Origin of the sequence: Pseudomonas synxantha (assembly GCF_900105675.1) — a bacterium.
Lineage (GTDB): Bacteria > Pseudomonadota > Gammaproteobacteria > Pseudomonadales > Pseudomonadaceae > Aquipseudomonas > Aquipseudomonas synxantha.
Genome location: NZ_LT629786.1, coordinates 1,523,867 through 1,537,897, shown reverse-complemented (window position 1 = coordinate 1,537,897; position 14,031 = coordinate 1,523,867). Strand labels below are relative to the sequence as shown.

Genomic DNA, 14,031 nt, shown 5'->3' with positions numbered 1-14,031 from the left:
CGAACTCACCCCGCTAGACTGGCTCCAACGCTTATAGCCAAGGAGTCAGTCATGGGTTTGCTGATTGAAGGACACTGGAAAGACCAGTGGTACGAAAGTAGCGCAGATGGCGCATTCCAGCGGGAGCAGGCAAAACGCCGCAACTGGGTGACCGCCGATGGCCAGCCTGGCCCCAGCGGTGAAGGCGGCTTCCAGGCCGAGGCCGGTCGTTACCATCTCTATGTTTCCCTCGCCTGCCCCTGGGCGCACCGCACCTTGATCCTGCGCAAGCTCAAAGGCCTGGAAAGCCTGATTGACGTCTCGGTGGTCAGCTGGTTGATGCTGGAAAACGGTTGGACCTTCGACAAGGCCCACGGCTCCAGCGGCGACAAACTGGACGGTCTGGACTTCATGCACCAGCGCTACACCGCCGAAACCGCCGATTACACCGGGCGCGTCACCGTGCCGGTGCTATGGGACAAGAAGCTCAAGCGCATCGTCAGCAATGAGTCGGCGGAGATCATCCGCATGTTCAACAGCGCGTTCAACGGGCTGACCGGCAACAGGCTGGACTTCTACCCCGAGTCACTGCGCGCAACTATTGATGCGCTGAACGAACGCATCTACCCGGCCGTGAACAACGGCGTGTACCGCGCAGGCTTCGCCACATCACAACAGGCTTATGAAAGTGCTTTTGATGATGTGTTTGCCGAACTGGACCATTTGGAACAGCACCTGGGCACCCATCGCTATCTGGCCGGCGAATACCTGACCGAGGCCGATGTGCGGCTGTTCACCACGCTGATTCGTTTTGATGCGGTGTACTACAGCCACTTCAAGTGCAACCTGCGGCGGATTGCGGATTATGCGAATTTGTCGAACTGGCTGAGGGAGATGTATCAGTGGCCGGGCGTGGCGGAGACGGTGGATTTCGCCCATATCAAGGGGCATTACTATGCCAGTCATCGCACGATCAATCCGACCGGGATTGTGCCGAAGGGGCCGTTGCAGGGGTTTGACAACAGCCATGATCGGGCGCGACTTTCCGGTAAAGGTGTCTTTAGTTGATCGGGATCATCGGTTGTATTTGATGGCCCCATCGGGAGCAAGCCCCCTCCCACATTTTGACTGTGTTCACAAACCAAAATGTGGGAGGGGGCTTGCTCCCGATGCTTTTAAGGCTCACACCTGAGACTGGGCCCCTTCGAACCATTTGAGCTTCTCGCGCAGTACCACCACCTCACCCACGATCACCAGCGTCGGCGCATGCACTTCATGCTCCGCCACCATACGTGGCAAGTCAGCCAGGGTGCCGGTGAACACGCGCTGGTTGGAGGTGGTGCCCTGCTGGATCAAAGCGGCCGGAGTTTCCGCCGAGCGCCCGTGCTTGATCAACTGCTCGCAAATGATCGGCAAGCCAATCAAGCCCATATAGAACACCAGGGTCTGCGACGGCCCCACCAGGTCCTGCCAGGGCAGATCCGACGTACCGTTCTTAAGGTGTCCCGTGATAAAACGCACCGACTGCGCATAGTCGCGGTGCGTCAGCGGAATCCCGGCATACGCCGCGCAACCACTGGCCGCCGTAATCCCCGGCACCACCTGGAACGGGATGCCATGGGCCGCCAATTCCTCGATTTCTTCGCCACCGCGCCCAAAAATGAACGGATCGCCGCCCTTGAGGCGCAGCACGCGCTTACCTTGCTTGGCCAGGTCGACCAGTTGCTGGTTGATCCGGGCTTGCGGTACGGCGTGGTCAGCGCGGCGCTTGCCGACGTACACACGTTCGGCGTCGCGACGGCACAGCTCGAGAATCGCCGGCGCCACCAGGCGGTCGTAGAGCACCACGTCGGCTTGCTGCATCAGGCGCAGGGCGCGGAAGGTCAACAGGTCCGGATCGCCCGGGCCAGCGCCCACCAGGTAAACCTCACCGGGCGCGTGCGGCGGTGCGCCGTTGACCTTGTCGATCAACAGGCGCTCGGCCTCGTCGCCCTGCCCGGCCAATTGACGGTCGGCAATCGGCCCCTGGAATACCTCTTCCCAGAACGCCCGGCGTTGCTGCACATCCGGGTACAAACCTTTGACCTGGGCACGAAAACGCGCCGCCAACCCGGCCAACTGACCGTAGGTAGAAGGAATCCAGGTTTCCAGCTTGGCCCGGATCAAGCGCGCCAGTACCGGCGCATCGCCGCCACTGGAGACCGCAATCACCAAGGGCGAACGGTCGACAATCGCCGGGAAGATCACGCTGCACAAGGCCGGCGCGTCCACCACGTTGACCGGTACGCAGCGACGCTTGGCGTCACTGGACACCTGCGCGTTCAGTGGTTCATCGTCGGTCGCCGCGATGATCAGGGTGCAACCGTCAAGGTCGGCCTCCTGATAACCGCGCAAAATCAGTTCCCCGCCACTGCCCAGCACCAGCTCGCGCAGCTGGTCTTCGATCTGGGGAGCAACCACCCGCAGCAATGCACCGGCGTCAGCCAGCAGCCGGGATTTGCGCAAGGCAATCTCCCCGCCACCGACGACCAACACACGACTGCCGCGCAGGTTATGAAACAGCGGCAGAAATTCCATTTAGCCGATGACCTCAACGCCGCCCATGTACGGCTTGAGCACCTCAGGTACACGGATCGAGCCGTCAGCCTGCTGGTAGTTTTCCAGCACGGCCACCAGGGTACGGCCTACGGCCAGGCCCGAACCGTTAAGGGTGTGCACCAGCTCCGGCTTGCCGGTTTCCGGGTTACGGAAACGCGCCTGCATGCGACGGGCCTGGAAATCACCGCAGTTGGAGCACGACGAGATTTCCCGATACTTGTCCTGGCTCGGCACCCACACCTCGAGGTCGTAGGTCTTCACGGCGCTGAAGCCCATGTCGCCGGTGCACAGGGCCAGGACGCGGTATGGCAACTCCAGCAGTTGCAGCACGCGTTCGGCATTGGCGGTCAGGCCTTCCAGGGCTTCCATGGAAGTCGACGGCTCGACCACCTGCACCATCTCGACCTTGTCGAACTGGTGCTGGCGAATCATGCCGCGCGTATCGCGACCCGACGCGCCGGCTTCACTGCGAAAGCATGGGCTGTGGGCAACCAGCTTCAATGGCAATTGCTTGGCATCGAGGATCTCGCCGGCCACGATGTTAGTCAGCGACACTTCGGCAGTCGGGATCAAGTACAGGTCAGCTTCACCGTCGCGAGTGATCTTGAACAGGTCTTCCTCGAACTTCGGCAACTGACTGGTGCCCATCAGCGCCGGCGCCTGGACCAGATACGGGGTGTAGGCCTCTTCGTAACCATGCTCACCGGTGTGCAGGTTGATCATGAACTGCGCCAGTGCACGGTGCATGCGCGCAATCGGGCCGCGCAGCAGGGCAAAGCGCGCGCCGGACATTTTTGCCGCGGTCTCGAAATCCAGGCCACCGGTCAGTTCACCCAGGGCGACATGGTCCTTGATCTCGAAATCGAAGGCTTTGGGCGTGCCCCAGCGACGCACTTCAACGTTGCCGTCTTCGTCTTCGCCAACCGGTACGGATTCGTGGGGCAGGTTCGGGATGCCCAGCAGGATCGAATCCAGCTCGGTCTGAATGCCTTCCAGCTCGATCTTGCCCTCGGACAACTCAGTGCCCATGCGCTCGACATCTGCCATCAACGGCGCGATATCTTCGCCGCGCTGCTTGGCCTGGCCGATGGATTTGGAACGCGCATTACGCTCAGCCTGCAGTGCTTCGGTGCGGGTCTGGACGGTCTTGCGCTGTTCTTCCAGCGCTTCGATGCGCGCAACATCCAAGGCAAAGCCACGGGATGCCAGGCGGTCCGCTACGTCCTGAAGGTTGCTACGTAACAGTTTGGAATCGAGCATGTCGGTCTCTCGTTTATCAAAGTTTGGTCAAGGACAGGCCGGCCCAGGTGGCGAGCAGCCCGCCGAATACGCTGATGGCCGCATAGCCAATCGCCAGCGGCACTTGCCCGCTTTCCAGCAGGCGCACGGTATCCAGTGAAAAGGATGAAAAGGTCGTCAGGCCGCCGAGGAAGCCAACCATCAATCCGGCACGCACCTCGACAGGCACCTCCGGGCGTAACAAAAACAGGCCGTATAACACGCCGATCAGCAGGCAGCCCACGATATTAACGGCGAGCGTCGCCGTATAGAAGTGTTTCGGCCAATTGGCGTTAATCCAATTGCCGGTGGCAAAGCGCAGCAGTGTACCGGCAACACCACCTGCCGAGACGGCGACAACCAAGGGAATCATGATTTTCTCCGCTGCCGGGGGCTTAAACGGTCGAGAGTGGCCAAATGATTGAGTTTTTCACCGATCTTCAGCTCCAGGCCACGGGGCACCGGCTGATAGAACGGCTGCGGCGCCAGTCCATCGGGAAAATAGTCTTCGCCAGCTGCGTAGGCATCCGGCTCATCATGGGCATACCGGTATTCATCGCCATAGCCCAGCTGCTTCATCAGCTTGGTCGGCGCATTGCGCAGGTGCAGCGGCACCTCGAGGGAGCCATGTTCGGCCGCCGCACGCAGGGCCGATTTGAAGCCCATGTACACCGCGTTGCTTTTCGGCGCGCAAGCCAGGTAGGTGATGGCCTGGGCCACCGCCAGCTCGCCTTCGGGGCTGCCAAGGCGCTCCTGCACCTCCCAGGCGGCCAGGCATAGGCTCAAGGCACGCGGGTCGGCATTGCCGATGTCTTCGCTGGCCATGCGCACCACGCGGCGTGCCAGGTACAGCGGATCGCAACCGCCGTCGATCATGCGCGCAAACCAGTACAGCGCGCCGTCGGGGTTGGAGCCGCGTACGGATTTGTGCAGCGCGGAAATCTGATCGTAGAAGGCTTCGCCGCCCTTGTCGAAGCGCCGGCGCGTATCACCGAGCAGACTTTGCAGCAGGTCGACGCCAATCTCACCACCGTCTTCGGCCAGGTCGGAGGCGTTCTCCAGCAGGTTGAGAAAGCGTCGGCCATCGCCATCGGCAGCGCTCAGCAAAATCTTGAAGCCTTCCTCGCTGAGACTCAGCTGACGCTTGCCCAACCCCTTGTCTTCGCTCAAAGCGCGCTGCAGCAACTTTCGCATCGCGGTTTCGTCGAGGCTCTTGAGCACATAGACCCGTGCCCGTGACAACAACGCGTTGTTCAATTCAAACGAAGGGTTTTCGGTTGTGGCGCCGATAAAGATCAGCGTGCCGTCCTCGACATAAGGCAGGAACGCATCCTGCTGCGACTTGTTGAAGCGATGCACTTCGTCGACGAACAGGATGGTGCGCTTGCCGTATTGCCCGGCCTGCTGCTTGGCGACCTCCACCGCCTGGCGGATTTCCTTGACCCCGGCCAGCACCGCCGAGACCGTTTCAAAGTGCGCATCCGAGACTTTCGCCAGCAGTCGCGCCAGGGTGGTCTTGCCCACACCTGGCGGGCCCCAGAAAATCATCGAGTGCAGCGCGCCCTGCTCCAGGGCTTCGCGCAAAGGCTTGCCGCGAGCGAGCAGGTGTTCCTGACCGACGTACTCATCCAGGTTGGTCGAGCGTAGGCGCGCGGCCAGGGGCTGGGCAATCGGGTCACTTCGAAACAGATCCATGGGCAGCGCTTGAAACCTCTGGGCAGTTTATTCCTGGATCACGTCGGCACCCTTGGGGATGTCGAACTTGAACTTGGAGGCAGGCACCGGCTGGTTGGCCTTGACCCCGGAAAACAGGATATCGGTGCGCTGGCCAACGCTGTCGACCAGGCGCATGTTATTGATCACGCCGTTGCCGAACGACAGGGACAGCGTGTCAAACAGCGTGTCCTTGGATTTTGGCTTGAGGGTGAACTCGATCACGTTGCTGGTCTGCTTGGAAGTGATGTCGAAACTGTCGTTGATTTTCGACACGTCACCCGAGAGCAGCAGCGCCGGGGTCTGGTTCAGGCGCGGGTCGAGCTTCTTGATGGTCGCCTGTTCCAGGTCCGGGTCCCAGAGGGTGACTTTCTGGCCATCGGAAACGATGGTCTGCTCGGCCTTGCCTTCGGTATGCCAGTAGAACAAACCCGGACGCTGCACCGCCATTTCGCCGGCAGTTTCCTGCAGTTGGGTGCCACCGGCATCCAGGGTCAACTGCGAGAAACGCGCGGTCAAGGTCTGGGATTTGTCCAACAGGTTCTTCAGGCTGGCGACGGAAGCCGGATCAGCATGGGCCGAGACAGCGGTCAGGGCCAAGGCCGGCAACAACAGCATGCGGATAAAGCGCATGGGAGTCCTCATTGAATGGTCAGGGCGTGGCGCGTGTTGCCACGCGCCACGGGGTCAGTCGCGCATCTGCCCGGGGGCGATGATTTCACGCGAGCCGTTGGTGTTCATGGCCGTCACGACGCCGGCGTGTTCCATGGCTTCGATCATGCGGGCGGCGCGGTTGTAGCCGATCTTCAGCTTGCGTTGTACAGCAGAGATCGAGGCACGACGGCTTTCCAGCACGAAGGCCACCGCTTCGTCGTACAACGCGTCGGTTTCGGCATCATCGTCGCCACCGCCACTGCCACCGTCGAAGCCGCTGCCGGCCTCTTCGACGCCAGCGAGGATGTCATCGTTGTATTCCGGCGCGCCGCGCAGCTTCCAGGCTTCGACCACGCGATGGACTTCGTCATCGGACACGAAGGCCCCGTGCACGCGGATCGGCAGGCTGGTGCCGGGCGGCATGTAGAGCATGTCACCGTGGCCCAGCAGTTGCTCGGCGCCACCCTGGTCGATGATGGTGCGCGAGTCGATCTTGCTGGACACCTGGAACGCCATGCGTGTCGGGATGTTGGCCTTGATCAGGCCGGTGATCACGTCAACCGAAGGACGCTGTGTCGCCAGGATTAAGTGAATCCCGGCGGCACGGGCCTTCTGGGCGATACGCGCGATCAGTTCTTCAACCTTCTTGCCGACGATCATCATCATGTCGGCAAATTCATCGACCACCACCACGATGGTCGGCAGCTTGGTCAGCAGCGGGGCTTCATCATGGATGCTCTCGCGCTTGTACAGCGGGTCGGTCAGCGGCGTACCGGCATCCTGGGCTTCCTTGACCTTGGCGTTGAAGCCCGACAGGTTGCGCACGCCCATCTTAGCCATCAGCTTGTAGCGGCGCTCCATCTCGGCCACGCTCCAGCGCAGAGCGTTGGCGGCGTCCTTCATGTCGGTGACCACCGGGCACAGCAGGTGCGGAATGCCTTCGTAGATCGACAGTTCCAACATTTTCGGGTCGATCATGATCAGCTTGGCATCATCGGGCCCGGACTTGAACAGGATCGACAGGATCATCGCGTTCACACCCACCGACTTACCGGAACCGGTGGTACCGGCCACCAGCAGGTGGGGCATTTTCGCCAGGTCGGTGATCACCGGCTTGCCGCCGATGTCATGGCCTAGGGCCAGGGTAACCGGTGACTTGAAGTTGTCATATTCCGGGGTCGACAGTACTTCGGAGAAACGCACGATCTGGCGGTCTTCGTTGGGAATCTCGATACCCACGGTGGTCTTGCCCGGGATCACTTCCACCACCCGCACGCTGGTCACAGCCAGGGAGCGTGCCAAATCTTTCGCCAGGTTGGAAATGCGGCTGACTTTCACCCCTGCGGCGGGCTGGATTTCGTAACGGGTAATCACCGGGCCTGGGTGGATCGAGTCCACCGAAACTTCGACACCGAACTCCTTGAGCTTGATTTCCAGCAGGTGGCCGACAGCCGCCAGGGATTCCGGGGAATAATTGAGTTGTTTCTTTTCTGCCGGGTCGAGAATCGAGATCGGCGGCAAGGTGCCTTCCACGGCGCTGTCGATGAACAACGGCGCCTGTTTCTCTTTCTGCACGCGATGGCTGGGTTCCGGCGCTTTGGGCGGTGCCGGCGCGATCACCGGCGGCACCTGCTTCTCGCGGTCCGACATGTGCTTGCTCAGGGCTTGCTCACGTTCGATCAAGCGCTCCTTGACCTTGGCCTGCTCGCGCCGGTCCGGGGTGCTTGGGGCCACCACCTCGTTGACACGGGTGTCCACCTCGCGAAGCTGCGCAACCATCTGCTTGCGCTCCACACGGGCGGCCCACCAGCGGTTGGCGGCGCCTTGGAACAGTTCGAACAGGTCAAGGGTGATCTTGCCGGTCACATCCATCACCTTGAACCATGACAGGTCGGTGAAGACCGTGAGGCCGAACAGGAACAGCGCGATGAACATCAGGGTACTGCCCTGGATATTCAGGGTCCTGCGTGCCAGGTCGCCGAGGCTTTCGCCCAGGGCCCCGCCCGCGCCCGCCGGCAGGCCGGTCGGCGCATGGAAGTGAATATGCGCCAGCGCCGCACCGGACAGCACCAGGAACACCAGGCCGATCAGGCGCCAGGAGAACAGCCAGCCACTCCACTGCCATGGCTCATGGCGCTGGCGGAAGATCTGCCAGGTCTTGATCGCCAGCAGCAGCGGGAAAATGTAGGCGAAGTAACCCAGGATCATGAACAGGATGTCGGCACTGTACGAACCTACGGGGCCACCGAAATTCTGCACATCATCGATCTTGCTGTTATGGCTCCAGCCCGGGTCGTCCTTGCCGTAGGTGAGCAAGGCCATCATCAGGAACAGGCACAGGGCACCGATGGCAATCAGTGCGCCTTCCTTGAGTCGATAATGCAGGTGCTGGCGCCAGGCCGGTACGACTGCTGCTTTAGGTGCTGCGGCGGATTTCTTCAAAACGGGTCTTTTCCTGCGCCTTTAGCGCGTCCATCTGTTGAATGACTACACATGACTGCTCTATCCCGAGCAGCTGAAAAATGAACGAATGTTGCTGAATCTACTTTTAACACCGGGTAATGGATAGGTGAAATGGCGATAACGCCACAATGGCCGCATTGTACGGGTTTGCGTGCGCGATGCCACACACTTGCCCTTCACCCGGCCGACTGGACAATTGCCTTGTCACAGCCTGTTCAATTTGAGCATGCATTGTCTTTGCTGACAAAGGCTTATGAGCTGTATTTAGCAATCCAGGCAAGCTTGGCAGATGGCCGGCATGCCTCAGCCCCGATTACGACCACGCCTGATGCACGGAGTTGCAGAAACACCCGCTCATGCTAATCCTGGCCGATAACCTATTCGGGCTGGCCCCCTGGCGCCGGGTCGACAATAATCAACGCTTGCGGGGCAGGCGTTGCCTGCCACTCCCCTCCCCTGCCATAAGCCTGGATGCCATGCTGACCTGGTTACAACGCGACACCCTGACTTTCCCACCCTTGGCTAAGGCCATGCGCGAACCCAATGGCCTGCTCGCCGCCGGTGGTGACCTGTCGGCCGAACGTCTGATCCAAGCCTATCGCCACGGCTGCTTTCCGTGGTTCTCCGAAGGCCAGCCGATCCTCTGGTGGTCACCCGACCCGCGCACAGTGATCTTCCCCGACGAGCTGCATGTTTCACGCAGTCTCGCCAAGCTATTACGCCAACAACGCTATACAGTGACTTTCGACCAGGACTTCGCAGCAGTCATCCAGGCCTGCGCCGCGCCCCGAGCCTATGCGGATGGCACCTGGATCACCGAAGGCATCCAGAGCGCCTATCTGGCGCTGCACCAGCGTGGCTACGCCCATTCCGTCGAGGTGTGGGACCAGGGCGAACTGGTGGGTGGCCTGTATGGCCTGGCGATGGGCCAACTGTTCTTTGGCGAGTCCATGTTCAGCCGCGCCGACAACGCCTCAAAATTTGGTTTCGCCACACTCACCCGCCAATTGCAGGCCTGGGGCTTTGTGCTCATCGACTGCCAGATGCCCAACGATCACCTGCATAGCCTGGGTGCCCGCGCCATACCGCGCAGCGACTTCGCAGACTTCCTGCGTAAACATTTGGACCAGCCCAGCTCTGGACCATGGGTTTCCTAGGCGACTTTCGCCCACCTGGCTTACACTTATTTCAAAGCTTTAACCCGAGGGTTGATCATGACCGAGCTGGCGCGCTTGAAGTTTTATGCCACTCAAGCCCACTCTTGCAGCTACCTGCCCGACGAGCAGGCCACCACGCTGTTCCTCGACCCCAGCCAGCCGATGGACGTGCATGTGTACGCCGACCTGTCCGAGATGGGGTTTCGGCGCAGCGGTGATCACCTGTACCGACCTCATTGCCAGAATTGCAATGCCTGCGTACCGGCGCGCATCCCTGTCACGCAATTTCTGCCGGATCGAAATCAGAAACGCATCCTCAAGCGCAACGCCGACCTGACGGTAACGGCCACCAAGCCGCTGTACAGTGAAGAATATTTCGATCTTTACCAGCGCTATATCGAACAACGTCACGCCGATGGCGATATGTTCCCGCCCAGCCGCGATCAATTTTCTACCTTCCTGGTACGCGACCTGCCGTTCTCGCGCTTCTACGAGTTCCGCCTCGACGGTCGCCTGCTGGCCGTAGCCGTCACCGACCTGCTGCCCAACGGCCTGTCGGCGGTGTACACCTTCTATGAACCGGCCGAAGAACGCCGCAGCCTCGGACGCTTTGCCATCCTCTGGCAAATAGGCGAGGCACTGCGCCAGGAATTGGACGCGGTATACCTCGGATACTGGATCAAGAACTGCAAAAAGATGAACTACAAGACCCAATATCGGCCCATTGAGCTGCTGATTAATCAAAGATGGGTCACGCTTAACTAGAACCCCTTGGCTTAAACACCCTTTTTCGGGCACAATGCACGCCGCTTTTGCCTGGCGCAGTTGCACCGGGCCATTCACTGGATACCGAGGGCTTTACTGCATGTCGAAAGAAGACAGCTTCGAAATGGAAGGCACTGTCGTCGACACCCTGCCCAACACCATGTTTCGTGTGGAGTTGGAAAATGGGCACGTCGTAACCGCGCATATCTCCGGCAAGATGCGCAAGAACTACATTCGTATTCTTACCGGTGACAAAGTGCGCGTCGAGCTGACGCCCTATGACTTGAGCAAAGGGCGCATCACTTACCGCGCTCGTTAAGCAAGTCAATACAAGACGCCCGGTTATGCCGGGCGTTTTTGTGTGTGCGGGATTTACCAAGCAATGAGGAACCTTGTGGGAGGGGGCTTGCTCCCGATAGCAGTGTGTCAGGCAACTAATCTGTTGCTGAGCCACCGCCATCGGGGGCAAGCCCCCTCCCACAGTGGATCTCCACTGTTCTGGGAATTGCATTTCAAGTCAGCAAAAAGGCGCCTTTCGGCGCCTTTTTTTGTTGCTGCAGAACGATCAGGCCATTTCCGCCGTGGTCTCGAAATCGAAGGTCAGCTCGCCGTCCTTCAGGTCGATATGCACCACGCCGCCATGGTCGGAGAGTTCGCCGAACAGGATCTCTTCGGCCAACGGCCGCTTGATCTTGTCCTGGATCAGACGCGCCATCGGGCGAGCGCCCATTGCCGCGTCGTAGCCGCCCTCTGCGATCCAGCTGCGCGCCGCTTCCGTCACATCCAGCTGCACGCGCTTGTCTTCCAGTTGCGCTTGAAGCTCGGTGAGGAACTTGTCCACCACGCTTTTGATGACCTCATGGCTGAGGCGACCAAACTGGATAATGGTGTCCAGACGGTTGCGGAACTCCGGCGTGAAGCTCTTCTTGATCACTTCCATGGCATCGGAGGAGTGATCCTGATGCGTGAAGCCAATAGAGGCCCGCGCAGCGGTTTCAGCACCGGCGTTGGTGGTCATGATCACGATTACGTTGCGGAAGTCCGCCTTGCGCCCGTTGTTGTCAGTCAGGGTTCCGTGGTCCATGACCTGCAGCAGCAGGTTGAAGACTTCCGGGTGAGCCTTCTCGATTTCATCGAGCAACAGTACGCAATGCGGCTGCTTGGTGATCGCCTCGGTCAACAGGCCGCCCTGGTCGAAGCCGACATAGCCCGGAGGCGCACCGATCAGGCGCGACACGGTGTGGCGCTCCATATACTCGGACATGTCGAAACGCACCAGCTCGATCCCCATGGCCTTGGCCAATTGCCGCGCCGCTTCGGTCTTGCCGACCCCGGTAGGGCCTGCGAACAGGAACGACCCGACCGGCTTGTCCGGCGACTTGAGGCCCGCACGGGACAACTTGATCGCGGTGGACAGCGAATCGATCGCCGCATCCTGACCAAACACGGTGAGCTTGAGGTCGCGCTCCAGGTTACGCAGCAGCTCCTTGTCGGAACTGGTGACGTGTTTTGGCGGAATCCGCGCGATCTTCGCCACGATATCCTCGACCTGAGGCACGTCAATGCGCTTCACACGCTTCTCGACCGGTTGCAGGCGCTGATAGGCCCCCGCCTCGTCGATCACGTCGATGGCCTTGTCCGGCATGTGCCGGTCATTGATGTAGCGCGACGCCAGCTCAGCCGCGGCACGCAGGGCCTCATCGGTGTATTCGATGCCATGGTGCGCCTCGAAGCGCCCCTTGAGCCCGCGCAGGATGCCGATGGTGTCTTCAACCGAAGGCTCGGACACGTCGACTTTCTGGAAGCGGCGCGCCAGGGCACGGTCTTTCTCGAAGATGCCACGGAACTCCTGGAACGTGGTCGAGCCGATGCAGCGGATATCGCCCGACGACAGCAGCGGCTTGAGCAGGTTGGAGGCGTCCATTACCCCACCGGATGCTGCACCAGCGCCGATAATGGTGTGGATCTCGTCGATAAACAGGATCGCCTGCGGGCGTTTTTTCAGCTCGCCGAGCAGCGCCTTGAAGCGCTTCTCGAAATCGCCCCGGTACTTGGTCCCGGCGAGCAAGGCGCCCAGGTCAAGGGAGTAGACAACGCTATTGGCCAACAGGTCTGGGACCTGATTGTCGACAATGCGCTTGGCCAGGCCTTCGGCGATCGCGGTTTTACCCACGCCCGCCTCCCCAACCAGCAACGGATTGTTCTTGCGCCGACGAGCAAGGATCTGCGCCACACGCTCAACCTCAAGCTCACGCCCCACCAGCGGATCGATCCGCCCCTGGCGCGCCAATTCGTTGAGATTGCTGGCGTAGGCATCCAGTGGATTGCCCGAAGAAGAAGACTCACCGCCCTCGTCATCCTGCATTTCCTGCTCACCCTCGGAATGATCGCCGTGCCCAGGCACTTTGGAGATACCGTGGGCGATGTAATTGACTACATCAATACGGGCAACGCTCTGCTGCTTGAGCAGGAACACGGCCTGGCTTTCCTGTTCGCTGAAAATTGCCACAAGCACGTTCGCGCCCGTGACCTCACGCTTACCGGAGCTCTGAACGTGGAAAACAGCACGCTGCAATACCCGCTGGAAGCCCAGGGTTGGCTGGGTTTCACGGTCCTCGTCATGCACGGGGATCAGTGGCGTTGTGGAGTCGATGAACTCCTGCAGGTCATGCTTGAGCTTGTCGAGGTTGGCGCCGCACGCACGCAGAACGGTGGCGGCAGCTTCGTTATCCAAAAGTGCCAGCAGCAGGTGTTCGACGGTCATGAATTCATGACGCTTCGAACGAGCCTCCTTGAAGGCAAGATTAAGGGTGACTTCGAGCTCGCGGTTTAACATAGCTTCACCTCATACCCAAGTGGTCGGCGTTAACCGTCCTTCTCGATTTCACAGAGTAGCGGATGCTGGCTTTCCCTGGCGTACTGGTTGACCTGCATGGCCTTTGTCTCGGCGATGTCGCGGGTAAACACTCCACATACTGCCCGTCCTTCTGTGTGAACGGCCAGCATTACCTTGGTCGCCAACTCGCGGTTCAGGTTAAAAAACACCTCGAGCACTTCGACGACGAAATCCATCGGTGTGTAGTCATCATTGAACAAAACCACCTTGTACATCGGCGGCGCCTGTAAAGCAGGCTTGGCCTCCTGGACAGCAATGCCTGCAGAACCGTCGTCATCATGTTCCTGATCCGGGCGATCCTGATTGAATGTTAGTCGAATCTGGCTGTTTGCATGCATGGAAAGAAAGGTTCGTCAGTGGTTCAATTACAGTGGTGGGGGCGACCTGTCAGAATTTCAACTCTGACCGGCTGGTCGCCTTGACTATCGGCGAATCGGTGTTACAACCAATAGAACCCACAGTGGGTAAAAAAGGTCCGCGCAGTCAACCTTATTTATTCGGGTTAGGACGGATAGACAGGATGATACT

At 60.1% G+C, this 14,031-nt stretch carries 12 protein-coding genes; 4 read left to right on the top strand and 8 right to left on the bottom strand.

What is annotated here, in order from left to right; translation table 11 throughout:
* Window positions 1–51 precede the first annotated feature (51 nt).
* Window positions 52–1,047: a glutathione S-transferase family protein gene (locus tag BLU48_RS07265; RefSeq protein WP_057024329.1), complete on the top strand. Its 996-nt coding sequence runs from the start codon at window positions 52–54 to the stop codon at window positions 1,045–1,047.
* Between the two features lie 114 nt (window positions 1,048–1,161).
* On the opposite strand, the gene cysG is transcribed toward BLU48_RS07265, so the two are convergent.
* The 6 genes from cysG to ftsK are packed head-to-tail and all read right to left on the bottom strand — an operon-like array spanning window position 1,162 to window position 8,664.
* A complete protein-coding gene (cysG, locus tag BLU48_RS07260) occupies window positions 1,162–2,556 on the bottom strand; it encodes a siroheme synthase CysG (protein WP_057024328.1) in 1,395 nt (464 codons plus the stop codon).
* A complete protein-coding gene (gene serS / locus BLU48_RS07255) occupies window positions 2,557–3,837 on the bottom strand; it encodes a serine--tRNA ligase (RefSeq protein ID WP_046068630.1) in 1,281 nt (426 codons plus the stop codon).
* A gap of 16 nt (window positions 3,838–3,853) precedes the next feature.
* Window positions 3,854–4,228, bottom strand: a complete 375-nt coding sequence (gene crcB, locus BLU48_RS07250) for a fluoride efflux transporter CrcB (protein ID WP_057024327.1) — start codon at window positions 4,226–4,228, stop codon at window positions 3,854–3,856.
* Window positions 4,225–5,550: a replication-associated recombination protein A gene (locus tag BLU48_RS07245; RefSeq protein WP_057024326.1), complete on the bottom strand. Its 1,326-nt coding sequence runs from the start codon at window positions 5,548–5,550 to the stop codon at window positions 4,225–4,227. The genes crcB and BLU48_RS07245 overlap by 4 nt, the downstream gene beginning before the upstream one ends.
* A gap of 27 nt (window positions 5,551–5,577) precedes the next feature.
* Window positions 5,578–6,201 carry an outer membrane lipoprotein periplasmic chaperone LolA gene (lolA, locus tag BLU48_RS07240; protein WP_003174700.1) on the bottom strand — a complete coding sequence of 208 codons (624 nt, stop codon included), beginning with the start codon at window positions 6,199–6,201 and terminating at the stop codon, window positions 5,578–5,580.
* Between the two features lie 54 nt (window positions 6,202–6,255).
* A complete protein-coding gene (gene ftsK / locus BLU48_RS07235) occupies window positions 6,256–8,664 on the bottom strand; it encodes a DNA translocase FtsK (RefSeq protein WP_034120236.1) in 2,409 nt (802 codons plus the stop codon).
* A gap of 497 nt (window positions 8,665–9,161) precedes the next feature.
* Between ftsK and aat the strand changes: the two genes are divergently transcribed.
* The 3 genes from aat to infA all read left to right on the top strand — a co-directional run bounded on the left by aat (window position 9,162) and on the right by infA (window position 10,926).
* Window positions 9,162–9,842, top strand: a complete 681-nt coding sequence (gene aat / locus BLU48_RS07230) for a leucyl/phenylalanyl-tRNA--protein transferase (RefSeq protein WP_046068632.1) — start codon at window positions 9,162–9,164, stop codon at window positions 9,840–9,842.
* A 57-nt stretch (window positions 9,843–9,899) separates the two neighbouring features.
* Window positions 9,900–10,607 carry an arginyltransferase gene (locus BLU48_RS07225; protein ID WP_057024325.1) on the top strand — a complete coding sequence of 236 codons (708 nt, stop codon included), beginning with the start codon at window positions 9,900–9,902 and terminating at the stop codon, window positions 10,605–10,607.
* Between the two features lie 100 nt (window positions 10,608–10,707).
* Window positions 10,708–10,926, top strand: a complete 219-nt coding sequence (gene infA / locus BLU48_RS07220) for a translation initiation factor IF-1 (protein ID WP_002553999.1) — start codon at window positions 10,708–10,710, stop codon at window positions 10,924–10,926.
* Between the two features lie 246 nt (window positions 10,927–11,172).
* On the opposite strand, the gene clpA is transcribed toward infA, so the two are convergent.
* Complete coding sequence (gene clpA / locus BLU48_RS07215; protein WP_057024324.1) at window positions 11,173–13,443, bottom strand: ATP-dependent Clp protease ATP-binding subunit ClpA; 2,271 nt, start codon at window positions 13,441–13,443, stop codon at window positions 11,173–11,175.
* Window positions 13,444–13,472: 29 nt separating this feature from the next.
* Window positions 13,473–13,841 (bottom strand): ATP-dependent Clp protease adapter ClpS, encoded by a 369-nt coding sequence (gene clpS / locus BLU48_RS07210; RefSeq protein ID WP_005789091.1) that lies wholly within the window; start codon window positions 13,839–13,841, stop codon window positions 13,473–13,475.
* Window positions 13,842–14,031 lie beyond the last annotated feature (190 nt).